The sequence below is a fragment of the Pseudoalteromonas sp. B131b genome, assembly GCF_037162545.1.
GTDB lineage: Bacteria > Pseudomonadota > Gammaproteobacteria > Enterobacterales > Alteromonadaceae > Pseudoalteromonas > Pseudoalteromonas fuliginea.
Genome location: NZ_JARLUZ010000001.1, coordinates 2,705,084 through 2,729,895 on the forward strand (window position 1 = coordinate 2,705,084; position 24,812 = coordinate 2,729,895).

General features: G+C 39.4%; 18 protein-coding genes and 4 pseudogenes. 17 read left to right on the forward strand and 5 right to left on the reverse strand.

The features are described 5' to 3' along the window. Window positions 1–58: 58 nt before the first annotated feature. The 5 genes and pseudogenes from P4S65_RS12535 to P4S65_RS12555 form a co-directional block, all read left to right on the forward strand. Window positions 59–1,686, forward strand: a pseudogene (locus P4S65_RS12535) (glycoside hydrolase family 3 protein); the annotation flags it as partial. Between the two features lie 225 nt (window positions 1,687–1,911). Then, a complete protein-coding gene (locus P4S65_RS12540; protein ID WP_337120755.1) occupies window positions 1,912–2,373 on the forward strand; it encodes a putative glycoside hydrolase in 462 nt (153 codons plus the stop codon). A gap of 45 nt (window positions 2,374–2,418) precedes the next feature. Further along, the gene (locus P4S65_RS12545; protein WP_007375367.1) at window positions 2,419–3,501 is read left to right on the forward strand and encodes a sensor histidine kinase; all 1,083 of its coding nucleotides are present in this window, start codon (window positions 2,419–2,421) and stop codon (window positions 3,499–3,501) included. After that, window positions 3,476–4,303 (forward strand): LytR/AlgR family response regulator transcription factor, encoded by an 828-nt coding sequence (locus tag P4S65_RS12550; protein WP_337120279.1) that lies wholly within the window; start codon window positions 3,476–3,478, stop codon window positions 4,301–4,303. Before P4S65_RS12545 ends, P4S65_RS12550 begins: the two co-directional genes overlap by 26 nt. Window positions 4,304–4,538: 235 nt before the next feature. Beyond that, complete coding sequence (locus tag P4S65_RS12555; protein ID WP_337120280.1) at window positions 4,539–4,772, forward strand: DUF6429 family protein; 234 nt, start codon at window positions 4,539–4,541, stop codon at window positions 4,770–4,772. A gap of 14 nt (window positions 4,773–4,786) precedes the next feature. Here P4S65_RS12555 and P4S65_RS12560 read toward each other — a convergent pair. Further along, window positions 4,787–5,802 (reverse strand): annotated as a pseudogene (locus P4S65_RS12560) (LacI family DNA-binding transcriptional regulator). 292 nt (window positions 5,803–6,094) lie between these two features. Here P4S65_RS12560 and glk point away from each other — a divergent pair. The 6 genes and pseudogenes from glk (at window position 6,095) to P4S65_RS12590 (ending at window position 13,320) form a co-directional block, all read left to right on the forward strand. Next, window positions 6,095–7,086: pseudogene (gene glk / locus P4S65_RS12565) on the forward strand (glucokinase). A 35-nt stretch (window positions 7,087–7,121) separates the two neighbouring features. Next, window positions 7,122–8,137: pseudogene (locus P4S65_RS12570) on the forward strand (LacI family DNA-binding transcriptional regulator). 334 nt (window positions 8,138–8,471) lie between these two features. Continuing rightward, window positions 8,472–10,322: a phosphogluconate dehydratase gene (gene edd, locus P4S65_RS12575; protein WP_337120281.1), complete on the forward strand. Its 1,851-nt coding sequence runs from the start codon at window positions 8,472–8,474 to the stop codon at window positions 10,320–10,322. 33 nt (window positions 10,323–10,355) lie between these two features. Further along, entirely contained in the window at window positions 10,356–10,976 is a 621-nt protein-coding gene (eda, locus tag P4S65_RS12580; RefSeq protein ID WP_337120282.1) for a bifunctional 4-hydroxy-2-oxoglutarate aldolase/2-dehydro-3-deoxy-phosphogluconate aldolase, read from the forward strand. Window positions 10,977–10,985: 9 nt separating this feature from the next. Then, entirely contained in the window at window positions 10,986–11,990 is a 1,005-nt protein-coding gene (gap, locus tag P4S65_RS12585; RefSeq protein WP_007375359.1) for a type I glyceraldehyde-3-phosphate dehydrogenase, read from the forward strand. A 205-nt stretch (window positions 11,991–12,195) separates the two neighbouring features. After that, window positions 12,196–13,320 (forward strand): sterol desaturase family protein, encoded by a 1,125-nt coding sequence (locus tag P4S65_RS12590; RefSeq protein ID WP_337120283.1) that lies wholly within the window; start codon window positions 12,196–12,198, stop codon window positions 13,318–13,320. A 79-nt stretch (window positions 13,321–13,399) separates the two neighbouring features. Here the strand turns inward: P4S65_RS12590 and P4S65_RS12595 are convergent, their stop codons facing one another. The 4 genes from P4S65_RS12595 to P4S65_RS12610 form a co-directional block, all read right to left on the reverse strand. Then, window positions 13,400–14,722 (reverse strand): leucine-rich repeat-containing protein kinase family protein, encoded by a 1,323-nt coding sequence (locus P4S65_RS12595; RefSeq protein WP_337120284.1) that lies wholly within the window; start codon window positions 14,720–14,722, stop codon window positions 13,400–13,402. Window positions 14,723–14,763: 41 nt separating this feature from the next. Beyond that, a complete protein-coding gene (locus P4S65_RS12600; RefSeq protein ID WP_008134050.1) occupies window positions 14,764–15,477 on the reverse strand; it encodes a YebC/PmpR family DNA-binding transcriptional regulator in 714 nt (237 codons plus the stop codon). Window positions 15,478–15,735: 258 nt separating this feature from the next. Continuing rightward, entirely contained in the window at window positions 15,736–17,814 is a 2,079-nt protein-coding gene (locus tag P4S65_RS12605; RefSeq protein ID WP_337120285.1) for a M13 family metallopeptidase, read from the reverse strand. A 240-nt stretch (window positions 17,815–18,054) separates the two neighbouring features. Continuing rightward, entirely contained in the window at window positions 18,055–19,833 is a 1,779-nt protein-coding gene (locus tag P4S65_RS12610; protein WP_337120286.1) for an ABCB family ABC transporter ATP-binding protein/permease, read from the reverse strand. Between the two features lie 101 nt (window positions 19,834–19,934). Here P4S65_RS12610 and P4S65_RS12615 point away from each other — a divergent pair, with 101 nt between their 5' ends. The 6 genes from P4S65_RS12615 (at window position 19,935) to P4S65_RS12640 (ending at window position 24,806) form a co-directional block, all read left to right on the forward strand. Then, entirely contained in the window at window positions 19,935–20,396 is a 462-nt protein-coding gene (locus tag P4S65_RS12615; protein WP_096792981.1) for a hypothetical protein, read from the forward strand. Between the two features lie 108 nt (window positions 20,397–20,504). Next, window positions 20,505–22,343: a protein translocase subunit SecD gene (gene secD / locus P4S65_RS12620; RefSeq protein ID WP_337120287.1), complete on the forward strand. Its 1,839-nt coding sequence runs from the start codon at window positions 20,505–20,507 to the stop codon at window positions 22,341–22,343. Beyond that, complete coding sequence (gene secF, locus P4S65_RS12625) at window positions 22,336–23,280, forward strand: protein translocase subunit SecF (RefSeq protein ID WP_096792983.1); 945 nt, start codon at window positions 22,336–22,338, stop codon at window positions 23,278–23,280. The genes secD and secF overlap by 8 nt, the downstream gene beginning before the upstream one ends. A 181-nt stretch (window positions 23,281–23,461) precedes the next feature. After that, on the forward strand, window positions 23,462–23,938 hold the full coding sequence (locus P4S65_RS12630) for a GreA/GreB family elongation factor (RefSeq protein WP_096792984.1): 477 nt from the start codon (window positions 23,462–23,464) through the stop codon (window positions 23,936–23,938). 323 nt (window positions 23,939–24,261) lie between these two features. Further along, on the forward strand, window positions 24,262–24,519 hold the full coding sequence (locus tag P4S65_RS12635; protein WP_096792985.1) for a type II toxin-antitoxin system Phd/YefM family antitoxin: 258 nt from the start codon (window positions 24,262–24,264) through the stop codon (window positions 24,517–24,519). Next, the gene (locus P4S65_RS12640; protein ID WP_002962733.1) at window positions 24,507–24,806 is read left to right on the forward strand and encodes a type II toxin-antitoxin system RelE/ParE family toxin; all 300 of its coding nucleotides are present in this window, start codon (window positions 24,507–24,509) and stop codon (window positions 24,804–24,806) included. The genes P4S65_RS12635 and P4S65_RS12640 overlap by 13 nt, the downstream gene beginning before the upstream one ends. Window positions 24,807–24,812 lie beyond the last annotated feature (6 nt).

A 24,812-nucleotide genomic window follows, 5' to 3' on the forward strand; every position in this document is an offset into this window, starting at 1 on the left:
TGAGCAAAAAGTAGCACAATTAATTCAACCAGAAATAAGCTATCTCAGCGTTAAAAAAATGCGAAAGTATGGCTTTGGCTCATATTTAAATGGAGGTAATTCAGCACCATACGGCAATAAAACCGCAGATTCAAAAACGTGGTTACGCTTTGCTGATGAAATGTATTTAGCCTCAATTGATAGCTCGCAAGACCAAAGTACAATACCCACCATTTGGGGCACAGATGCTATGCATGGTCATAGTAATGTATATGGTGCAACGTTGTTTCCTCACAATATTGGTTTAGGTGCAGCTAACGATGCAGAATTAATAAAAAAATTGGCAAAGCAACAGCAAAAGAAGTTTCAGTAACCGGTATTGAATGGAGTTTTGCACCCACAGTTGCTGTAGTAAGGGATGATAGGTGGGGACGTACTTACGAAAGTTATTCAGAAGACCCTGATATAGTTAAACGTTACGCAAGTGCTATGGTGTCAGGTTTACAAGGTGATATAAACGACGATTTTTTAAATGGTTATCATCGTATTGCTACGGCAAAACACTTTGTGGGTGATGGCGGCACCGAAAACGGTATAGATAGAGGTAATACTGTGATTGATGAAAAAACACTGAGAGATATTCACGCGGCGGGTTATTTTTCGGCGATTGAATCAGGTGTGCAATCAATCATGGCCTCGTTTAATAGTTGGAATTCAAGACGAGTTCACGGCAGTAAATATTTATTAACGACTGTACTGAAGAAAAAAATGGGGTTTGATGGATTTGTTGTAAGTGATTGGAATGCGCATAAATTTGTAAAAGGATGCGATCTTGAACAATGTGCCGGTGCATTTAATGCCGGTGTCGATGTAATGATGGTGCCAGAACACTATGAGGCATTTTATCACAATACAGTTAAGCAAGTTAAGCAAGGCGATATAAAGCTTGAGCGAATAAATGACGCGGTTAGGCGTTTTCTTCGCGCAAAAGTGCGTTGGGGATTATTTATCAAGGATAAGCCATCGAGTCGTGCAGAATCTAAAAATACAGACTGGTTAAATGCCCCAGAGCATAAAGCTTTGGCACGTGAGGCTGTTAGAAAGTCTTTAGTATTATTGAAAAACAATACACTAAAAAATAATCAAAATGTGTTACCAATATCTCCGCGTAGCAAAATATTAGTGACAGGTAATGGCGCACATAATATTGCCAAACAAGCGGGTGGTTGGAGCGTATCATGGCAAGGAACGGATAATACCAATGCAGATTTTCCAAATGCAGTGTCTATTTTTGATGGTTTAAAAGAACAAGTACTTGCCGCTGGTGGTGAAATTGAATTATCGCAAAATGCACAATTTAAGCAAAAACCCGATATAGCAATAGTCGTGTTTGGCGAAGAGCCTTACGCCGAGTGGTTTGGCGACATACAAGGGCTTGAATATCAGCAAGATAATAAAAAAGATCTCGTTTTATTAAAATCGCTGCAAGCACAAAACATTCCGGTAGTGAGTGTATTTATAAGCGGTCGTCCGCTTTGGGTAAATAAAGAGATAAATGCGTCGGATGCGTTTGTAGCCGCATGGTTACCGGGCTCACAAGGGCAAGGTGTTGCTGACGTTTTACTTTTAGATAAAAACGATGCTGTTAAATACGACTTTACAGGTAAATTAAGTTTTTCGTGGCCAAAATTTGACGATCAATTTATTCTCAATAAAGGCGATAAAAACTACGATCCTTTATTTGCTTATGGTTATGGACTTAGTTATAAAGAACCTAAAAGTGTAAAAAAACTATCAGAAAAAACCAGTCCAAAAGCTAATGAAAGTGACAGCCAAGGCACCTCATTTTTTGTTAGAAACTTAGCACCTAACGTTCGCTGGGCGTTATCAGACCAAACTCAAACCAACATGATGACTAAAAGCTCATCAGCCATGAGCGCCGACGGCAAAAGTATTTCTATGCAATCGGTTAACTTAGCGTATCAAGAAGATGGCAGACAGTTTGTTTGGAATAATACACAAGAGATTGCCATAGTGAGTTTACGTTTTGAACAAGCAACGACAGAGTTTAAAGACGTTGATAAACAGTTCATACAATTTGATATACGTGTTGATGATGTGCAATCGGATGTTGTTGAGCTTCGCGCAATGTGTGGGGAACAAGTATGTTTGACTAAAATAAGTCTAATGACTCAACTTACCCAGTTAAAAAATAAAGGCTGGCAAACTGTCGCTATAAAGTTGGGATGTAGTGCAGCGCAAACAAAGATGAACGAAGTCACTGAAATACTTAGTATTAATGCTCAGCATCCACTCAATTTAGCAATTGCGAATGTTGCGTTAGTGAAAGCGACACAGAGTAATAGCCTTATTATAGGCTGTAATGATTTATAAACTTTAATCGGGTTTAATACCTGTTTTCATTTTATTAGGATAGATGTGAAATTAGAATCTCGGCGTTATTTATTTTGGGCTTTTCAGTTGAGTGGTTGGGGGATTTATGCGCTTTTAACTGAAATAATGATAAAGCTACCTAGTAACGAGCCTTGGCAAATTCATATTCCGCATTTGTTACTCGACACCTTATGCGGGCTTTTCATAACGCTTGGTTTAAGGAAGTGTTATTTGTTCGCAAGAACAAAATCGGCAAACATAAGTATTCCACTGCATGTTTCAGCGCTGTTGATTGCAAGTATAGTGTGGACCGCTTTTAAATGGGCTGCTTTGCAGTGGTTTTATGGCCATTGGTGGTCAGCGATGAGTTGGTTTGACTTTGGCACCTGGAGTACGGCGTCACTTACTATGTTAGCAACATGGACGGGGGCTTATTTTGGTATTACATCTTACCTTGATAACCAAGCGCAAAAACAAAAAGCTGCTGTTGCTCTTAACTTAGCAAACGAAGCACAGCTTAAAATGCTGCGTTATCAGTTAAATCCTCATTTTATGTTTAATAGCATTAACGCAATTTGTACGTTAATACTAAAAAAAGATAATATGCATGCAGTTGATATGCTTGAAAAACTATGTGATTTATTACGGTATAGTTTGTACACCGATCCGCTTGCTAAAATAACAGTGCACGAAGAAGTACAAATATTAAATACCTATCTTGATATAGAGCAATGCCGTTTTGGTAATAAGCTGAATGTAAACATTATTACTGAGTCACACTGCGATGACTTTTTAATTCCTTCTATGCTTATTCAGCCTTTAGTTGAAAACGCATTAAAGCATGGAATGGATCAAGCTCAAAACATAACAATAACGCTAAGAATAGAGCAAAAGAATAATACGTTGTCTATTTCTGTTTTAGATACAGGCAAAGGTTTTAACACAAATACTAATTCTCAAAGAGGAATAGGCTTAAAAAATTGTGAACAACGATTAAGCTTAATTTATCCTCAAAATAATAAATTTAAAACAGGTAACAACGAACTGGGCGGAGCGTGGGTTAATATGGCAATTCCACTTGAGCGTACACAGGAGAATATGCATGCAGCTAAAAACACTGATAGTTGATGATGAGTACAGTGCTATAGAAGGGTTGATGATAAGGCTTGAAAGCTTTCCTCAAATAGATGTTATTGGTCATGCTAATAGTGTAGATGACGCCGTAAGTATTATAAATAAAACCCAACCAAACCTTATTTTTTTAGATATAGAAATGCCTGAAAAATCAGGCTTTGAGTTAGTTAAATACTTTATTGGGAATTATTGCCCTGCTGTTATTTTTGTTACAGCTTTTCATCAGCATGCAGTGCAAGCTTTTGAAGTTAAGGCGGTAGATTATTTGCTCAAGCCTGTTAAATTGCAGCGCTTAGATGAAGCTATTGAGCGCGCAAGTGAACGTTTAAGCAGTGTGGTTAACAAGCAGCAATTACTTGAAATGCGCGAAAGTTATTTAAACGCGCAGCAACCAAAACTCACCAACTCAACAAAAATTGAAACGTTAGTTGAGGCTGATAACTTAATTATACAAGATGGTCGAAACCCTATACAACTTGTACCTTACAACGATATTTTATGTATAGATGCAGCAGGTGATTATATGTGTGTACATACTCAACAAGAAACATTTGTGATGCGCGCTCGAATGAAAAGTCTCGAAAAAGATACACTCCCAGCTGATTTTGTACGCATACATAAATCAGCTATCGTAAATCTGAAGCATGTAAAGCGTTTAGAACCTCTGCGAAATAGTGAGTACAATGCTATTTTAAAAAATGATAAATCTATGAAAGTAAGCCGTACTTACAGCAAAGAACTAAAAAGTCGATTACTTAATAACTCTGGTTACTTATTATCACAGAGTTTGAATTAGAAATAATGGTTTCAGTGGCAATTATATTGCTCAATTATTTTATCTTCTTCATTCTCTGGTTCAAGAATGAAGCTAAACCAGTAGCAGATAGACGAAGTGATGAAAAAGCAGAACTGCACGTCCTGGTTATAAAAATAAAAGGGTTTAATGAATAAAGCCTCGCTACAAAGGTTTTATTGGATAGGTAAATAATTTAAAACTTGAATTCAAGAGTTCTAATGATTGGGAGTTAGTAATGAATATTGATGAAAATAAAATAGATGAAGCTGCATTAGCGTTGATGTATCTCACATTACATGAGCACAATCGAGCTTGGAAGCAAGTTGATTGGGAAGTAACCAACCGGTTGTTTGAAAAAGGTTTAATCTGTAACCCTATTGGTAAAGCTAAATCTATCGTATTAACGGATGATGGGCTTAAACAATGTGGAATGTTATTTAATAAGTTATTTGTAAAAAATGAGCCCTAAAGTTTACAATTAAATTAACTTGAGCCTCTGGCAATTAATAGCGGCGGTAATAAAGTGCTTTGCACTTCTTCCCCGCGTATGAGTTTTAATAAATTTTCAACTAGCATTTGTCCTGCAACCGTCGTATTTTGCTCTATGGTCGTAAGTGGTGGGTTTACATAGCTCGCAATAGCAATGTTATCAAAGCCGACAACAGCTACGTCTTTAGGTACCTTGATATTTGCTTCTTTAAGCGCTCGTATTGCGCCAATGGCGATTAAATCGCTTGCAGCGAATAAGGCGTTAAACTTTATATTATTAGCAATAAGGGAGCGGGTGGCGTGATATCCAGATTCTTCTGTAGATATAGCGTTGGCCATCTTTCTTTCGTTTATTGTTACTTTATTAGCAAGTAGCTCATCTTTGAAGCCTTGAAAGCGTGCAAAAAATTCTGGACTATGATCTGAAGCATCACCTATAAACGCACAATCGCTACGATTATGTGCAATAAAATGGGCTGCAGCTTGCTTACCTCCACCATAGTTATCACAGCATACGGTTAGATCAGGGCGGTTATCAACCGTTGCTCCCCAACATACAAATTTAGTATTTTGTTCAAGTAGGCTTTTAAACTTTGGTTGAAAGTCGATGTAATCACCATAACCTAATAAAATGATGCCATCAGCTCTGTGGCTATCTTCGTAGTCAGCTTGCCAATCAGCACTAGCAGATTGAAATGAAACTAATAAGTCATAGCCTTCTTTAGCGCACGCGCGAGTTATGCTACCTAGCATAGCCAAAAAAATGGATTAATTTGTGAGTCATCTGAGGTTGGGTCTTCAAATAATAACAACGCGAGTGTACTACTTTGTTGCGTGCGAAGATTACTGGCATTTTTATCTACTTTGTAGTTAAGTTGTTTGGCTACATCGTGAACACGTTTGCGTGTTTCTTCATTAACCAGAGGGCTATTACGTAAAGCACGAGAAACGGTTGATTGAGACACTCCAGCATAGTGGGCAATGTCGAATGAAGTAGCTTTACCTTTCATTGTTACAACTTAATTAAAGTAATAAATAATTGTGCCATTCTCGTTTATTAATGGATTTTTTCAAGCTTTTTATGGTTAAAGGCATTTATTTATTGATTTGACCATGACACCGGTGTCATAATGTGGGCGTTTTATCATTTTGTTGTCAAAACGTATTGGCTGTCTATATTCTTATAGGCAGCATTTTTACTGTGATAGCTGCTTTAGGGTGATAGCCTAAAGTAAATAAATACCAATGGTTTACCGTTGTAGAATAATAAGCATTAATCGCTTAAACAAAAGAGATAACACCATGAGCTTACACTCTTCTACCAAATTTGATCCTATCCTAGTTGCTGATGTCGGCGGCACCAATGCTCGTTTTGCTCTAATTACAGCTTTTGACGAGGCAAAAACCAATTTATTATAGAGCATAACAACACATTTCCCAGTGCTGATTTTGGTTCGCTTGAAAATGCATTAGAGCGTTACTTATCAACCATCTCTCATATTAAACCTAAACGCGCATGTTTAGCAGTTGCAGGCCCTATAAAAGCAGGGCAAGTGCATTTAACTAATTTAGGCTGGCATTTTAGTGTTAACGAATTTAAACAACATTTTAATTTAGAAAAATTAGATGTTATTAACGATTTTGCTGCTTTTGCGTATGCGTCGCCTTATTTAGATCCTCTGCAAAATGTGACTGTGAAATCAGGGCAAGCTGATGAAAATGCAAATATTGGTGTAATGGGGCCCGGTACTGGCTTTGGTGCTGCGTGTTTAGTAAGAACAGCTCACTCTACGTCAGTATTAAGTTCTGAAGGTGGTCATATATCGCTTGCGGCGGTTAACGAATTAGATACCGCACTAATTACAGAACTCAGAAAAGAGCATCAGCATGTATCTGTAGAAACCGTATTCTCTGGTCCAGGCATTACACATTTATACAAAGCAATGGCTGCAGTTAAAGGTGTTACTGCAAAAAACCTTGATGCGGCGCAAATTAGTAGCTTAGCTAATAGTGGTGAGTGTGAAGTGTGCGATGCAACTCTCAATCAATTTTGTGATTGGATAGGCAGCGTGGCAGGTGATTTAGCATTGGCTTATGGCGCATTAGGTGGTTTGTTTATTGGTGGTGGTATTTTGCCTCGCATGCAATCTCGCTTACTTGAAAGTCGTTTTGTTGAACGTTTTTCGCAAAAGGGTATTATGTCGCAATATACAGGGCAAATTCCCGTTACGCTTGTAACGCAAGATAACATCCCGTTAATTGGTGCCGCAGCATGTTTGCACAACAGTAAATAAGGTCGTTTCCTTGTTTGCATTTGGAAAATAGAGTGATGAAAAAAGTAACAATCAACAGCGTAGCAAGCCATGCTGGTGTTTCTAAAAAAACGGTATCACGCGTTTTAAATAACGAACCTAATGTTAGTGTGGCTACGCGTGAAAAGGTGCTTGCAGTATTCAAAGAGCTTGATTATACCCCAAACCCAATAGCACGTGGGCTTGCTCAAAATCGCAGTTTTATCATTGGTTGCCTCTACGATAACCCAAGTAAAAGTTACATTACGCGAGTGCAAACAGGTGCGCTAGCTGCTTGCCAAGAGAATAATTACAACCTTTTAATTCACCCTTGTGAATTTAGAGGTGAAGCTCTTATCAACAATATTGAGCAATTATTACAAACATCACGGTTAGATGGAATTGTTCTGACGCCACCATTTGGTGATTTTGCTGAGTTGGTTAATTTTTTAAAATCAAAAAAATTCCTTATGCCAGAGTGGCATCAGCAATATTAGAAGATGATTCAATCTCTGTGCGCAGTAATGATGAGCAAGGTGCATTTGAAGTAACAGAACATTTGATAAGCCTTGGTCATAAGTCAATTGCTTTTATCAAGGGGCATCCAGATCATAGTGCTACGCAACAACGATTTAAAGGTTATAGACGTTCGCTTGCCAGCCATGGTATAGAATTTAACGAACGCCTAGTAGAGGAGGGTAACTTTAGTTATCACTCTGGTGTGGATAGCGCGCGTAGTATTTTAGATTTGTCACCAAGGCCAACCGCTGTATTTGCTTCAAACGATTACATGGCTGCAGCAGTACTTAAATTAGCAACTCAGCGTCAATTAAGAGTGCCTGATGATATTTCAATAGCAGGGTTTGATAATGCACCGATTGCACGCCATATCTGGCCAGGATTAACAACAATTGCACAACCTGTTGAGGAAATGACTAAGCAGGCTGTTACTCAACTTATTTCTCATATAGCACAGCCTCAAGATGAACCATTTCAGGTAATTCTTGAATCTCGTTTGATCACACGTGAATCAACAGCTCAAGTTAAAAAATAGTCTAAATTCTTTTTCACAGTAGCCCGAATATGAGTGACGCATATTTGGGCTTTTTTATTTTTATAAACTTGCTAAAAAGCCGCTTATACCTAAAAATTATAATGTTCATTAATCGGTCATGTTAAAAAGTTAGTCTATTTTTATTACTCAGGGTTGACACCGGTGTCATGGTCATGCGTTAATACAGTGACACCGGTGTCAGGGTTGTTGTGAGAGGCTCCCTGGTAGCGTACCTTTGAACGGGTAAATCAAAGATGCTCAGTACAGTTATTTACGTGGAGTCTGTAATTGCTACTGAGCCTTTATCCTCTAACTAATAGAGATGAGTTAAATTATGTTGCACCCTCGTATTCAAGAAGTTACCCAGCGCGTTATCGAACGCAGTAAAAATACCCGTCAAGCCTATTTAGATCGTATTTCGCACGCAAAAAAACAAACAAGAGTTCGTGCTGGATTAGGTTGCGGTAATATTGCGCATGTTATGGCTGCATGTAGCAGTGATGACAAAGCCCGCTTAAAGGCTGATGAGCAGCCAAATCTTGCTATTATTAACTCATATAATGATATGTTATCGGCTCATGTGCCATACAAAGACTACCCAGATTTAATTAAAGACATTGCAACAAAATACGATGCTACAGCTCAAGTTGCTGGTGGCGTTCCTGCAATGTGTGATGGTGTTACGCAAGGGCGTGACGGCATGGAGCTTTCGTTATTTTCTCGTGACGTAATCGCTATGTCTACAGCAATATCGCTTTCGCACGATGTGTTTGATGGCGTTTTTTGTTTAGGCGTTTGTGACAAAATTGTTCCTGGTTTATTAATTGGTGCATTGTCGTTTGGTCATTTACCTGTGTTCTTTTTACCAGCAGGTCCAATGCAATCAGGTATTCCTAACAAAGAAAAAGCACGTATTCGTCAAAAATTTGCACAAGGTTTAGTGAGTCGCGAAGACTTACTTGAAGCTGAAAGTAAGTCTTATCACAGTGCAGGTACGTGTACGTTCTACGGTACTGCAAACTCAAACCAAATGTTAATGGAAATAATGGGGTTGCACCTTCCGGGTAGTTCGTTTATTAATCCTTACACTGAGCTTCGCGATGGCCTTACTGGTAATGCTGTAGAAACCATGCTTAAGCAGCTTACCGATGATAAAGAAAGTCCGTGTTTAGCTGATGTGATCAGTGAAAAAACGATTATAAACGGTTTAGTGGGCCTGCTTTCTACAGGTGGCTCTACTAACCATGCAATCCATATTGTTGCGATAGCAAAAGCTGCCGGCATTCAGGTTACGTGGAAAGATATGTCTGATTTATCAGAAGTTGTACCACTGCTTACACGTATTTATCCTAACGGCTCAGCTGATGTAAACCACTTCCAAGCAGCTGGCGGGATGGGTTTCTTAATGCGAGAGCTAGCAAGCGCTGGTTACTTACACACAGACGTTAAAACAATGCTAGGCGATGGTTTAGCACCTTACATGACAGAGCCTCGTTTAGATAAAGACGATAGCTTGATCATGAGTAACTCAACCGGCCCAACTAAAGTTAAATGGGTAGATTGCCCAGCAAACTCACACGATGAAGAAGTACTTCGCCCAGTGAGCAACCCATTTAGTAAGCAAGGTGGTCTGCAACTTCTAACGGGTAACTTAGGTAAAGCTGTTATCAAAGTGTCAGCGGTTGCTGAAGAACATCAGATTGTTACTGCTCCTGCGAAAGTATTTAGCTCACAAAGTGCTCTGCAAGATGCATACACGCGTGGCGAATTAAACCAAGACTTTATTGCTGTGCTAAAAGAGCAAGGCCCTAAAGCGAAAGGCATGCCAGAGCTACATAAGCTAACGCCAGTAATGGCAACGCTTCAAGATGAAGGCTTTAAAGTCGCCATTGTTACTGACGGCCGTATGTCGGGTGCATCAGGTAAAGTACCTGCAGCTATTCACTTAGCGCCAGAGGCTGTTGAGGGCGGTATTATAGCTAAAATTCGAGAAGGTGACTTAGTGACGCTTGATGCGCCAAACGGAATTTTGAAAGTACATGTTAGCGATGAAGAACTTGCAAAACGTGAACTAGAACTTAGCCAACCAAGTGCAACATTTGGTACGGGTCGTGAATTATTTACAGGGTTTAGAAATATCGTAAGCAGTGCCGATTTAGGGGCGAGTGCTTTTGGACTTGAATAAAAATTAGCCATACTGGGTAATGAGGAACAAGTAATGAGTATTGAAAAAATCTTAGCATCGGCACCAGTGGTGCCAGTGGTTGTAATCGAAAAATTAGAAGATGCTGCACCACTTGCTAGAGCGTTATATAACGGCGGTTTAAAAGCCTTAGAAATTACACTACGTACACCAATTGCCGCAGAAGCTGTAAAGCTAATGAAAGCGGAAGTACCAGAAGCATATGTTGGCACTGGAACAGTTGTAGATAAAGCAAGCTTTGAGCTTTCAGTGGCTGCGGGTGCTGATTTTATGGTGAGCCCAGGTGTTAGCGATGAGCTGATTGCTTTAGCAAAAGAGTCAGATATACCATTTTTACCAGGCGCTGCAACGGCGAGTGAAGTTATGCAGCTTGCGTCGCATGGTTTTAAGTTTTTAAAATTCTTCCCTGCAGAAGCCGCGGGCGGAACAGCAATGCTTAAATCAATCGGTGGCCCATTACCACATATTACTTTTTGCCCAACTGGCGGCATTAGCCTAGCAACTGCACCTAATTATTTAGCGCTTAACAACGTTATTTGTGTTGGTGGTACTTGGATGCTAGATAAACAACTAATTGAAAATAAAGACTGGCAAGCAATTGAAGCGCTTGCTCGCCAAGCAAGTGAACTTAAATAGGAGTCTAAAATGATTAATGTAGCAATTAACGGTTATGGCCGTATCGGTCGCAATGTATTACGTGCACTTTACGAGTCAGCTCAAAACAACGAAATTAAAATTGTCGCAATTAACGATTTAGCACCAGCTAACGTAAATGCACATTTAACGCAGTATGACTCAGTTCATGGTATTTTTTCTAAAAAAGTAACACTTGAAAACAACACTATGCTAATTGGTGATGACGTAATTACGTTAACGCAAGAGCGTGATCCTGCAAACTTACCGTGGAAAGAGCTAAACGTAGATATCGTTTTAGAATGTACTGGTTTTTTCACTAAACGTGATGACGCTGCTAAGCACATTACTGCAGGCGCTAAAAAAGTAATCGTATCTGCTCCAGGTACTGGTTTAGATGCAACAGTAGTACATGGTGTAAACAGCGACGTAATTAATGCTGATAGCAATATCATTTCTAACGCTTCTTGTACTACTAACTGTTTAGCGCCAATTGCAAAGGCAATTAACGACACTGTAGGTATTGAACAAGGTAGCATGACAACTATTCACGCTTACACCAACGATCAAAACTTATCTGACGTTTACCACCCAGATTTATACCGTGCGCGTAGTGCAACTCAATCTATGATCCCAACTAAAACAGGTGCTGCGGCAGCTGTTGGTTTAGTATTACCAGAACTTGCTGGTAAATTAGACGGTATGTCGGTACGTGTACCTACAATCAATGTTTCTTTAGTTGATTTTACGTTTATTACTAAGCGTGATACGACTACAGAAGAAATCAATGCAATCATGAAAGAAGCATCAACGGGTTCAATGAAGAGTATTTTAGAATATAACGAGCTTCCGCTTGTTTCTATCGACTTTAACCATAACCCAGCGTCGTCTATCTTTGATGCAACGCAAACTAAAGCCAATGGCAAACTAGTTAAAGTAATGGCTTGGTACGACAACGAGTGGGGTTTCTCAAACCGCATGTTAGACCAAGTTAAAGCATTAGGTCAGTACTTATAATTGACCTTGTAAAAGTTTAGCTTTATCCAACCAAGCCACGCATTGCGTGGCTTTTTTGCGTTTGGTTTATCTGTATATTTGCAATTCAAAATTAGCAGGGAACTATTTGTATTTTTTATACCCTAAATTTTGTTAATATGTGGGTGTGTAAATCAATGGAATTTCGTTGTATTTAATCAACTCAACGACGCAAGGAATAATAAAAATGATCAGAGCTTTATCGCGAAAAGTATTTCGCACAAATCATCTTCAGATAGGTGAGGGCAACATAAGTGGCTACATAGCCTGCTTTTTAGCAATACTGAGTTGCTTAGGCGTATTAGCGTTTCACTTCCCTGAATACTTAACCACACCAGAGCTGAGAAAAAGCTACAGCGTCGACTTTTTACGTCAGCTTATGTTTGCATCATTATTGGTCTCGGGCAGTCTAGGATTACTTAACTTTGCACGTAATACCAATAAGCGTTTAGGGGCTACAGCGTGGTTTTTTATTTTACTCGCTATTATGTTTGGCGGACCAAACGTTGAAGTAAACGAATTTGCTTCTGATACACCTTATATAGGGCTTGATTGGTTTATTTTAGATTTACTCGGCTCAACACTTATATTTATTGTGATTGAAAAGTTATTACCTCATCGTAAAGATCAAAAAATATTACGTAGTGAATGGCGGGGCGATTTAAACCATTTTTTTGTAAATCATTTAATTATTGGTTTTGTATTACTCGTTACTAACCACTTTGTGCATTATGGCTTTGGCTGGGCTGTATCATCTACAGTACAAGGTTATATAGAGCAAACACCCTTTATAGTGCAGTTGTTTTTAATAATACTTGTGGCAGATTTAATGCAGTATTGGGTGCATCGTGCCTATCACGAAGTCCCTTTATTATGGCGCTTTCATGGCGTACATCACAGTGCTAAAGAAATGGATTGGTTAGCGGGCTCTCGCCAGCATATTCTTGAAATACTCGTAACGCGCAGCTTAGTGCTCACGCCTATATTTGTGCTTGGTTTTTCACAGCAAATAATTAGTTTGTACGTAATAATTGTGGGTTTGCAGGCTGTGTTTAACCATGCAAATGTACGTGTGAAATTTGGCTGGCTAAAATATTTTATGGTTACACCGCAGTTTCATCATTGGCATCATGCGTCAGATAAAGCCGCGATTGACCGCAATTACGCTGCGCATTTTTCGTTTTTAGACTACGTGTTCGGTACTGCTGTTAAAGGCCAAAAAGAGTGGCCACAAGCGTATGGTGTAGTCGGGGATTACATGCCCGTAGGTATGCTTAAACAACAGGTTTACCCGTTTAAGCGCGCTAAATAAGTTCGGAAAATCCGAATAAACATAAAATAAAAGCGAGCAAGGTGTTACATTTTGCTCGCTTATATTATTAATATTAAATTTATTTTAGCTCTGCTAATAACTCAGTAAATGTAGGTCTTTGATTTAGTGTAGGTTGCATGGCACATTTTGCCATATCGGACATTTTAATAAAGAGCTCACTATGTCTATCATCGCCAGTTACCGTGCCTAATAAGTCTTCAATTAAACACCCTAATGCACGTACTTCAATTAACTCGATTTGCTTTTGTTGATAATCACTTAACATGGCTAAGTTTGTGGCTGCACCAAAATCACCAAATAATAAATCAGCATCTTTGTTTATCATGGTGTTATGCGCATACACGTCGCCGTGACTTACTTTACGAACATGTAAGTGATGTAAGGTACTTACCATTTGCTGTGCAATTTTTAAAATAGCGTGAGTTGAGTAACGGCAATCATCATTAAATGTATCACGCGTACAGGTTTCAAGGCTTGGAGGCAGGCCTAAATTAGCAAAGCTTTTATTTATTAGCTCCATTACTAAACCTAGCTGATCACTTTGCTCAATGTAGGCAAGTACTTTAATTAAATTAGCGTGATCGCCTGCTTGTAAGCAGCAATTTACTTCATCAAGCGGATAGCCGTCGCTGGTAATTGCGCCTTTAAATAATTTAATCGCTACAGCACTTTCAATAGCTTGTGCTAAATGAATAACGCCCGATGCACCTTGGCCAATAACATCACTAAGTGTGTAATCGTTAAGAGGCTTATTTTCTAAGCAGCTTTTTGTAAGGCACTGAGCTTTATTAAAATCGTTACCGGCAAACGCAAGCCAAGCAAGTTTAGGCAATTCAAACAGCCAGTCGTCTACGTGTGTTAAGTTATTAGCAGAGAGCCTAACAAGCTCAAGGTTTTTACACTGCGCCATGCTACTTGGCAGTTGCTTAAGTTGATTGCCTGCAAGCGCAAGCTTTCTAAACTGGGTATAATTACCAAAATCTTCAGGCAATTCGCTTAACGTATTATCGGTGAGTATTAGCCACTCAATATTTTTTGGCAGGCTGTTTAAAGCAAATTCAGAAATTTGGTTACCTTTAAACGCGACCATAATTAAAGCAGGGCATTTAGCGAGCACTTTGGGAATATGCTTAAACTGATTAAACGATAAAAACACACGCTTCAGATGTGTTAAACAGGCAAATTCATCAGGTAGTGTTGATAAGTTATTATTTGATAAATCGAGAACTTCAAGCGTGTCAGCTAAGCTAAAGATTTCTTCAGGAAATGTCGTTAGCTCTTCTACCAATTGCAGGCGAGTAGCACCAACAAGTTTGCCACTTTTAAGCTCTTTAAGGGAGTTCATATTAATACCATGTTCTAAAAATGAAAAAGCCAACATAGCTGTTGGCTTAAAGTCGTTCTAACTTACTAAATCGCTCTTTAGAATTGCGCGTTATGGTAAACGTTTTGTACGTCGTCGCAATCTTCTAACATGGCTAAAAAGCGTTCCATAACTTCAACGTCTTCGCCTTCAATCGGCGTTTCAATTTGTGGCACAAAGCTAATTAGGTCTTCGTCAAATTCAGTCACGCCCATTTCTTCAAGCGCTGTACGTGTATTGTTGTACTCTGTATGAGGAGCAAAAACAGTAACTTTACCGTCATCTACTTCTACGTCAGTTACATCAACATCAGCCATCATAAGAGCTTCAAGTACTGCTTCGTCGTCATCACCGTCAAATACAAAAATAGCAAGGTGATCAAATAAATGTGAAACAGAGTTTTGAGCGCCAATTTTAGCATTTGCTTTGGTAAAACAAACACGTACATCAGCAAAGGTACGCTTGTTGTTGTCTGTTAAACAGTCAACAATAATCATACTGTTACCAGGGCCGTAACCTTCGTAACGTGTTGCTGCGTAGTCTTCACCGCCGCCGCCTTTTGCTTTGTCGATTGCGCGGTCAATAACGTGTGCTGGTACTTGGTCTTTTTTAGCGCGTTCAATTAAACGACGTAATGATAAGTTACCATCTGGATCTACACCGCCGTTTTTAGCACAAATATAAATTTCTTTGCCGTACTTAGAATAAACTTTAGTTTTAGCACCCGCAGTCTTAGCCATTGAATCTTTTTTGTTTTGGTAAGCTCTTCCCATCTGCGTTTCGCCTTAATATATGTAAATAATAGAATAAAATTATAATGCGTATTCTAAAGGTAAATGCATTCAAGGGCTAGTAAGTATTAAAACAGATTAAAACGGTAACGTTTAAAGTCCATCTAAAGTGTATTTTATTAATGGGATCATCGAGGGTTCTAGACGTTGGAATTATATCTATTATGTGTAAATTTAATTCAATAAAAAAGCAACCTGTATAACAGGTTGCCTTACTAAGTAATAAAAAGTAAGTGTTACTTACCAAATACGCACACGTTCATCTTCAGGAAGGTATAACGCATCGCCTGGTTTTACATCAAACGCTTTGTACCATGCATCGTGGTTACGTGGCGCCTGTGCTCTAAAGCGACCTGGAGCATGTGTGCCACCACGAAGTTGGTTAAGCATACTTTGCTCAGTACGTTTTTCTTTCCATACTTGTGCCCACGCTAGGAAGAAACGTTGATCGCCAGTAACACCGTCAATAACAGGCGCTTCTTTACCATTTAAACTCAGCTTGTACGCGTGATAGGCCATTGATAACCCACCTACATCACCAATGTTTTCGCCAAGGCTATTTCGACCATTAACAAAATTACCTTCAATTGGCTCGTACTTACTGTACTGCGCAGCCAGTTGTTCGGCTTTTTTGTCAAATGCAGCGCGGTCAGCATCAGTCCACCAGTTACGTTGCACACCGTTTTCGTCTGATTTTGAACCTTGGTCGTCAAACCCATGACCCATTTCGTGACCAATTACAGCGCCAATGCCGCCATAGTTTACAGCCGGATCAGCATTTGGATCGAAAAAAGGTGGCTGTAGTATCGCAGCCGGAAATACAATTTCATTAAACGAGCTATTGTAGTAAGCGTTTACGCGTTGTGGCGTCATGCCCCAGCGGTTACGATCTGTTTTTTGTAGCTCTTTTTCAACACTTTCTGCGTGGAAAAACTCACGCATGTTTTTCACATTACCAATCAAATCATTTTTAGTAATGCTTAAACCTTCATAAGACTGCCATACATCGGGGTAACCAATTTTTGGTACAAATGCAGCCAGTTTAGCGCGCGCATTTACTTTAGTTTCATCGCCCATCCACTCTAGGTTATCAATACGTTCACCCAGGGCTGTACGAAGGTTTTCAACCAGCTCTGACATTTGTTGTTTTGATGATTCAGGGAAGTAACGTGCTACGTATATTTTACCAATAGCAAAACCAAGCGAACTTGTGCCTGACATTTGACTTATTGCACGTTTCCAACGAGGGCGAGGCTCTTGTTGTCCGTTTAGTTCTTTACCAAAAAAAGCAAAGTTAGTATTAAATACGTCTTCTGATAGTAAACCTGCGTTACCGCTAATAGCGTGATACGTTAGGTAGTCTTTCCATACTGCAATATCTTCTTGATTGATTAGCTCAATCATCGCTTTTATAGGTTCAGGTTGAGAGACATTTAACTGAGGTACTTTATAACCTGTTTGCGCAAAATATAAATCCCAGTTAAAACCAGGATAAGCAGTGCTTAAATCGGCGCGTTCAATTTGGTTTAGCGTTAAATCGCGATTACGGCGCTTTTCACGAGGCCAATGGCCTTGTGCAATTTTGGTTTCAAGATCAACAATTGCTTGAGCGCGCTCAGCGGTATTTTCTACTCCTGCAAACTCAAGCATATCAGCAATGTGAGCAACATAAGCTGTACGGGTTTTTACAAAACGCTCAGCGTCTTCAAGGTAGTAAGAACGATCGGGTAGACCTAAACCACCAGCACCTAGTGACATTTCATATTTATTAGGGTCTAGGCGATTAAACCACATGCCGCCGCCAAAAGGGGCTTTATTACCGGTTAACCAAGACTTACCAAACATCTCAGCTAAATCGTCAGTTGACGATATATCATTAATTTCACTTAATAATGGCTTGATTGGCGCCACACCTCGTTTATTAAGTGTTTCGGTATCCATATAGGCATTGTAAAAATCAGCAACGAGTTTTTCTTCTGCGTTTAAATCTTTACGTGCGGCTATTTCTTCAATAATAGCTTTAACATCGTCTTCGCTTCGCTCAGCTAATCCTGAAAATGCACCATAGCGGGTTTTATCTGCAGGCATTACGTAGTTGTCATACCATGTGCCGCTGGCATACATAAAAAAGTCATCGCCTGGTTTAACAGCTTCGTTACGCGCTGTTAGGTCAACACCAAAATTACCTAACTCTGCTTTTTGTGTCACTGCTGCAGTGGCTACTTTAAGTTGTTGCTCTTCTGTTTTTGTTGTTTGCGGCTCTGAACAACCGGTAATAAATGTGGCAGCTAATGCTGCGGCAATTAAACTCTTTTTCATTACTTACTCCTGAGTATCACTGATTGAATTAAAGCAGCAGTGAATCATTTTTATTGTTACGAATATTTAACTTATCGATTGTTATTGATATTAATCAGACAAACAAACCTTTTGAGGTGAATTACCACAGTGCTCGATAAAACTAAGATAGAGGAAAAGAGAAAGGCTAATAGGTGCTATAAACGCTTTATTTAGCTCGAATACTTAAAAGTATCCGAGCTAAGAGGGGTTACACACTATTTATTTTTTATGCTGGAGCTCCCACATACGGGCATATTCTCCGTCGAGAGTAAGTAACTCATCGTGCTTACCTTGCTCAATAATTTGCCCGGCTTTGAGCACAATAATGGTGTCTGCATCGGTAATAGTAGAAAGGCGATGAGCAATAACAATACTCGTATGATTACTGGCAACTTCGCGCATTGCAGCAAGTATTGCTTGCTCAGAATGAGAGTCGAGTGCAGATGTTGCTTCATCAAAAATTAAAATAGGGGACTTTTTCAAAATGGCGCGCGCAATAGCAATACGCTGTTTTTCGCCGCCGGATACTTTTAAACCACGCTCGCCAACCAATGTTTTATCGCCTTTATCAAGTGTGCCTATAAAGTCTTTTAAATGCGCCATTGCAATGGCGTCGTCAATTTCAGCATCGCTTGCTGTTGGTCTACCGTAAGCGATATTTTCACGAATCGTGGTGTTAAACAACACGGTGTCTTGCGGGACTATTGCAATGGCTTTTCGTAAACTATTAAGTGTTACTGAGTTTATTACTTGATTATCAATGCTAATTTCACCGGTGCTTACATCATAAAAACGATAAAGCAGTCGCGCCAATGAGCTTTTACCTGCACCACTGGCACCAACAATGGCTACTTTGCTGCCAGCTTTAACACTAAAACTAAGGTTATTAAGAATAGGGCGATGCGCATCGTAACTAAAACTTACATTATTAAATGTTATTTCACCTTGGCTAATATTGAGCTCTTTTGCATTAAGTGTATCGGTTATTTGTGGTTTTTTGTTAAGTAGTCCAAGCATGTTTTCAAGGTCGGTTAGTGCGCGCCTTATTTCGCGGTACACAAAACCTAAAAAGTTAAGCGGTAAAAATAGCTGAATCATATACGCGTTGATCATCACAAGTTCACCAATAGAGAGAGTTCCTGCAACTACTTCGGTTGAGCCCAACCACATTAACGCGGTAATAGCACAGGCAATAATAAGTGCTTGGCCTGAGTTGAGGGCGAGCAACGACATTCTATTTTTTAAACGGGCTTTTTCCCAGTTTGCTAAAAAGGTGTCGTACGTTTTAGCTTCAAACTGTTCATTATTAAAATATTTTACAGTTTCATAGTTAAGTAGGCTGTCTATAGCGCGGGTATTACTTTGGTTGTCGGCAGCGTTTGCTTCGCGAATAAAGCGGTTTCTCCACTGAGTAACCACCACAGTAAAGGTAATATAAATAGCGACTGCCAATAATGTAATAAGCGCAAACCAAACAGAAAACAACGTGCCAAAAATAATCGCAACGGTCAGTATTTCAAATAAAGTAGGCACAATGTTAAACATTAAAAAACGCATTAAAAAGCTTAACCCGCTTGTACCGCGTTCTATATCGCGGCTAATGCCACCGGTTTGCCTATCTAAATGAAAAGCCAGCTCAAGTGAGTGCAAATGCTTAAATACTTTTAAACCAATATCACGCATGGCGTGCTCGGTTACCCGAGAAAATACAGCATCTCTTACCTCACCTAAAAATACGCTAGCAAAACGCAGTCCACCGTACATCAATAGCAATAAAGCAGGAATAACTAACAGTGGGTTAATCGACTTATCTACAGAGTCTATTATTTCTTTAAGCGCCCAAGGCATTAAAAGCGTGGCACCTTTTGCGCCTATAAGCGCGATAAGTGCAATAAAAACACGGCCTTTAAATTTTGTAAGGTAGGGCCACAGTGTTTTTACACTTTGGCGTAAATTCATGGCGTCTGGTCGTTTTTCTGTGCTTTGTCTGGGGCGCATTAGCGATCTCTGTTAAAACTAAATACTTAATTAATAAGCATTGTATTTTAAATGTTTGCCCTTATATACTACGCATCCCTTATTTTAGTTTTAAAACGTGAATGTTTAAATTTAGAGTGTTTTTAACTGCCTTTTTGCTACTTGCTGCACTTTTTAGTGTGCAGAGCAATGCTATGGGCGCCTCACAAAATTTAAATATAAATATTAGCACGCAGGTTTCGCCTACTGATATTGCCGATTTAACTAAAATACAGCCTATTAGTAAGTCTGTAGATACTTCGCAACATAAAAAAACGCATCAAACCGATTTTGACGCGCACCAACCAAGATTAACTGCCAATAATTCATCTTTGTTTTTGCACACTGTGCAAAATGAGCCAGAATACGATGTGGTTTTTGAATTTTTTGCTCAAAATCTTGTTAGGCATATATTCTTACCACCAAGAGCCGTTAACCGTATACAACCTTGGTATACGCTTGTAACTAATAGTAAAAAGTCGCGCTTAAGTGGCTGGAAAGATGTTAACTTACTCTACACTGCCGTAACTACCTACCACGCTTAATTTTCCTTATTTAATTTTATTAGGTTTTAACTTTTAAAGTTTTAGCCTGCAGATTAATTGTGCTTTTAAAAAGTACGTTGCTAGCATTTCTGGCAATAAGGATTAAACATGTTAAGTTTTAAAAAAGATAAAAAGCCGTCTACGGCTAAGTTCAAATTAAGCTATATAGCCATGCTAATAGTATTGGTTTTATTAGCTATCAGCGCATTACCAAACCTATATCCAAACAAATCGTGGTTGCACATAAGTGCTGCCCCGCACAGCGAAACGCAATCTTTACCAAGCACTAAAACCCTAGTTACCTTTTTAAATAACCAATGGCTTGAGGTTGAGCAGGGTTTAGATAAGCAATCGACTATTAATGTACTTTTAAACGAGCCAACTAAAAGCGCTCAGGCGCAAGTGGCTATAAAAGCGCAATATCCAAACACGCAAGTAAAAATTGTTGAGCATGCAACCAGCCCTACATGGTTACAAGATTTTGGTTTATCACCAATAAAGCTGGGCCTTGATTTAAATGGCGGTGTGCTATTTGTACTAGACGTAGATTTAGATAAAGCCGTTGATGAGCAATTAGTCAGTGCGTATCAACAAGCTAAATCAATCATTATTAAGCAAAAAGCACATGGCGTAAAAGCGAAGCAAACTCAGCACGGGTTTGAAATAAACGCATTGCCTAATGCAACCGACAAGTTAACCCCCGTTATTAAAGAGCTACAAAGCCGATTTGCTAATTTAGCCGTTGTAACAAGTAATAATGGCAGCGTTAAAACTGCCAAATTTAGTTATTCAGAGCAAGGCCGCAGCAGCTTTGATAAAGAAGTAATGGGGCAAACACTTACAACCCTTCGTTCACGTATTGAAGAGTTAGGCATTACCGAAGCGGTAACACAGCAACAAGGCAAACATCGCATTCGTATAGAGCTTCCTGGCGTACAAGATCCAACCGAAGCTAAGCGTATTATTGGTGCAACAGCATCGCTTGGTTTTTATCAATTAAAAGAAATAGGCGGACAAACATTTAATATGCAATCGGGCGGAACGATAAAGCTCGATCCTGTGCCAATTTTTACAGGCGATCATATTAATAATGCAAACATAGGCCGCGACGATTGGGGTAAACCACTTGTACAACTAAGCCTAGACGGCCAAGGTGGGGATGCTATGTCGGCGTTTTCAAAAGCCAATATTGGTAAGCCAATGGCGACGGTTTACTCTGAGTACTCTCAAAATGCTAAAGGCGAAGTAGTTAAAAAAAGCGAAGTTATTAATGTTGCCAATATTGCTCAGCATTTAAGTTCGCGTTTTAGTATTACCAATATGAAAAGCCAACAAGCGGCAGCCGACCTAGCATTATTACTACGTGCAGGCTCGCTTACCGCACCCGTTACAATTGTGCACGAACAAACAATAGGCCCAAGCCTCGGCAGCGAAAATATTAGTAATGGCTTAGCCGCGCTTATGTTAGGCATGGGTATTACGCTTGCATTTATGGCGCTTTGGTATCGCCGTTTAGGCCTTATTGCAAACGTAGCACTTATATTAAATTTAACGTCGCTTGTGGGCTTAATGTCATTATTACCAGGGGTTGTGTTAACCCTGCCGGGTATCGCTGGCCTAGTATTAACCATAGGTATGGCGGTAGACACTAACGTAATAATATTTGAACGCATTAAAGAAGAACGTCGCCAAGGCCGTGCACCATATCAAGCTATTCAAGAGGGTTATAAACAAGCCGCAAATACAATATTTGATGCCAATATAACCACCATGATCACCGCACTTATCTTATACGGCATAGGCTATGGGCCCGTTAAAGGTTTTGCCATTACATTAGCACTGGGGCTTTTAACGTCTGTATTTACAGGTGTGTACGTATCAAAAATATTAAGCCAAACGTTGTATTTAAAAATGGGTAAAAAAGCAGGAGTAAAAGCACATGCTTAACACTTTTTTGAAAGGTGAAAAGGGCACACGTTTACGTTTTATGGGCATGCTTTTAAGCGCCATTTTAGTGCTGCTATCCGTATTTACGCTTGCGCAAAAAGGTCTAAATTTTGGCCTAGATTTTACCGGCGGTTATTTAACTGAGTTTACAACTAGCCAAAGCGTTGAGCTAAAAGAGCTTCAATCGTTTATTGCTAAAAATCACAACGGTGAGTTTGAGCTAACCGCACAAGGGAATAGCCATTTTCAATTAAGAGAAGCGCCAAGTGCATCAACTACATCAACAACAGCTAATAGTCCTGATTGGCAAAGCGCCGTTACACAAAACGATGATATAAACGCACAGGTTTTATCGTCAGCTTATATTGGCTCACAAGTGGGCGATGAGTTATTTGATCAAGGCTGTTTAGCCATGTTTGCTGCAATGATTGCAGTAATGATTTACCTTGCAGTGCGTTTTGAGTGGCGCTTAGCCGTTGGCTCTGTGGTTGCGCTAGTGCACGATTTAATACTCGTACTTGGGTTATTTTCACTATTACAAATTGAGTTTAACCTAACCGTGCTGGCAAGTTTACTGGCTATTATTGGTTACTCACTTAACGACTCAATAATAGTGGGAGATAGAGTGCGCGAGCTTTTACGTGTTCCATCAAACAATATACTTAGCCCTGCAACTATTATTAATAATGCGATTAAAAGTACACTAACACGTACCTTAATAACGTCGGGTACCACACTTGCAACGGTTGCGAGCGTTTGGTTACTTGCAGGCGCACCACTGCAAGGTTTTGCTATTGCATTATTTACCGGCATTGTAGTGGGTACGTTCTCGTCTATTTGTATAGCGGCAACCTTGCCAGAGCTATTGGGCTTAAGCGCTAAAAACTACGAAGTTAAAGTAGATGCCCACACGCAAACATTATTAGATATGCCATAAAGTTTTTAATAAAGGATAAGCAAAGAGCTGCACCAACCAACAGCTCTTTGCTTGTTTAATGCTTATTTAAACCCCGCTAGTATTCCCACCAAACTTGCGGGGTTTAAAACAATGGTTTTAAGCCTAGCAAAAATGTTAAACTAACTGCCTTATTTTTACTGCCAGTATTGTATTAATCCCCATGAATAAAACCCACGTTATCGAACATCTTCGTTTTGCGCTAGAAGCGCAGCTTACAACAGCAAAAGTAGCGGCAAAAACTGCGCACGACACCGCCACACATGAAGAAAACATAGCCGAAAACAAATACGATACCCTAGGGCTCGAAGCCGCTTATTTAGCACAAGGCCAAGCCCAGCGCGTAAACGATTGCTATAAAAGCATAGAATTGTTTGAGCCTGCCTTCAACGAAAAACCAACCGACAAAATAGCTATCGGTTCGCTGGTATGTTTAGAAGATGATAACGCAGCCCAAAAATGGTTTTATTTAGGCCCTGCAGCTGGTGGTTTAACAGTAAACGTTAAACAGCACGCAATTGCTGTTGTAACACCCGGCGCACCAATGGGTAAGCAGTTACTAAATAAACAGATTTATGATGAAATTACGTTAACAATTGCAGGTAAAGCCCACGAATATGTTGTGGTAGAGATCTTATAAAGCTTTGGTTTTTAAGAGAAGCGTTTGCTGGCAAAGCTATGCCAACGTAATAATCGCTTATTTATATTCATAAATTAATTGTCGGATGGCATGGCTCCGCCATTTATCCAACCTACAGCTATGTTTTTATAGCGTAACGTGGTGTGTATTTCAATTTCTACAAAGGCATATAATGAGAAGTACCTAATAGTTTAAAAGTGAGCAGGGTTGACGTTAGGTGCTTCCTTTTTAATTGAGTTTAGTGGTTATACAGCCTCGTTAGTTGTATTTCCCAAGTTGGCTACTCGGTGCTACTATAGTGATACATCTGTTTGGGGATTATTATGAGAGTAGAACTAGTAACAACATTGAAGCGTCAAGCAACGAAGATATTATCTGAACTTCATTCCTCTAAAGAACCTGTGTTGATAACTGAACATGGGCAACCATCTGCATACTTAGTAGATGTTGATGATTATGAATTTATGCAAAAGCGTATGCAAATTCTTGAGTCTCTTGCAAAAGGAGAGCAAGCAATAAGTCGTGGTGAAAACATGTCGAATGTTGAAGCTAAAGATAAAATGAATAAATGGCTGAAATAATTTGGACTAATCCAGCTTTGAATGATCTTAACGATATCGCTGAATATATCGCATTAAGCAATTTGCAGTCAGCGAAAAAATTGGTTTCCAAAATATTTGAAAAAGTTGAACGTCTCGAACTCTTTCCTGAATCAGGTAAAAAACCAATTGAGTTAGCTAACCTAAATTATCTTGAACTGGTCGTGAATCCTTGTCGTATATTTTACAAAAAAGATAACGATAAAGTATATATTTTGCACGTAATGAGACAAGAACGAGACTTACGAAAATTTTTGTTGCTAACGTAATATACA

Bases quoted from the DNA above. Each gene is read 5' to 3' on its own strand.
- P4S65_RS12540 (WP_337120755.1), top strand. From the start codon at position 1,912: ATGAGCGCCGACGGCAAAAGTATTTCTATGCAATCGGTTAACTTAGCG.
- P4S65_RS12550 (WP_337120279.1), top strand. From the start codon at position 3,476: ATGCAGCTAAAAACACTGATAGTTGATGATGAGTACAGTGCTATAGAA.
- P4S65_RS12555 (WP_337120280.1), top strand. From the start codon at position 4,539: ATGAATATTGATGAAAATAAAATAGATGAAGCTGCATTAGCGTTGATG.
- edd (WP_337120281.1), top strand. From the start codon at position 8,472: ATGTTGCACCCTCGTATTCAAGAAGTTACCCAGCGCGTTATCGAACGC.
- eda (WP_337120282.1), top strand. From the start codon at position 10,356: ATGAGTATTGAAAAAATCTTAGCATCGGCACCAGTGGTGCCAGTGGTT.
- gap (WP_007375359.1), top strand. From the start codon at position 10,986: ATGATTAATGTAGCAATTAACGGTTATGGCCGTATCGGTCGCAATGTA.
- P4S65_RS12590 (WP_337120283.1), top strand. From the start codon at position 12,196: ATGATCAGAGCTTTATCGCGAAAAGTATTTCGCACAAATCATCTTCAG.
- P4S65_RS12595 (WP_337120284.1), bottom strand. From the start codon at position 14,722: ATGTTGGCTTTTTCATTTTTAGAACATGGTATTAATATGAACTCCCTT.
- P4S65_RS12600 (WP_008134050.1), bottom strand. From the start codon at position 15,477: ATGGGAAGAGCTTACCAAAACAAAAAAGATTCAATGGCTAAGACTGCG.
- P4S65_RS12605 (WP_337120285.1), bottom strand. From the start codon at position 17,814: ATGAAAAAGAGTTTAATTGCCGCAGCATTAGCTGCCACATTTATTACC.
- P4S65_RS12610 (WP_337120286.1), bottom strand. From the start codon at position 19,833: ATGCGCCCCAGACAAAGCACAGAAAAACGACCAGACGCCATGAATTTA.
- P4S65_RS12615 (WP_096792981.1), top strand. From the start codon at position 19,935: ATGTTTAAATTTAGAGTGTTTTTAACTGCCTTTTTGCTACTTGCTGCA.
- secD (WP_337120287.1), top strand. From the start codon at position 20,505: ATGTTAAGTTTTAAAAAAGATAAAAAGCCGTCTACGGCTAAGTTCAAA.
- secF (WP_096792983.1), top strand. From the start codon at position 22,336: ATGCTTAACACTTTTTTGAAAGGTGAAAAGGGCACACGTTTACGTTTT.
- P4S65_RS12630 (WP_096792984.1), top strand. From the start codon at position 23,462: ATGAATAAAACCCACGTTATCGAACATCTTCGTTTTGCGCTAGAAGCG.
- P4S65_RS12635 (WP_096792985.1), top strand. From the start codon at position 24,262: ATGAGAGTAGAACTAGTAACAACATTGAAGCGTCAAGCAACGAAGATA.
- P4S65_RS12640 (WP_002962733.1), top strand. From the start codon at position 24,507: ATGGCTGAAATAATTTGGACTAATCCAGCTTTGAATGATCTTAACGAT.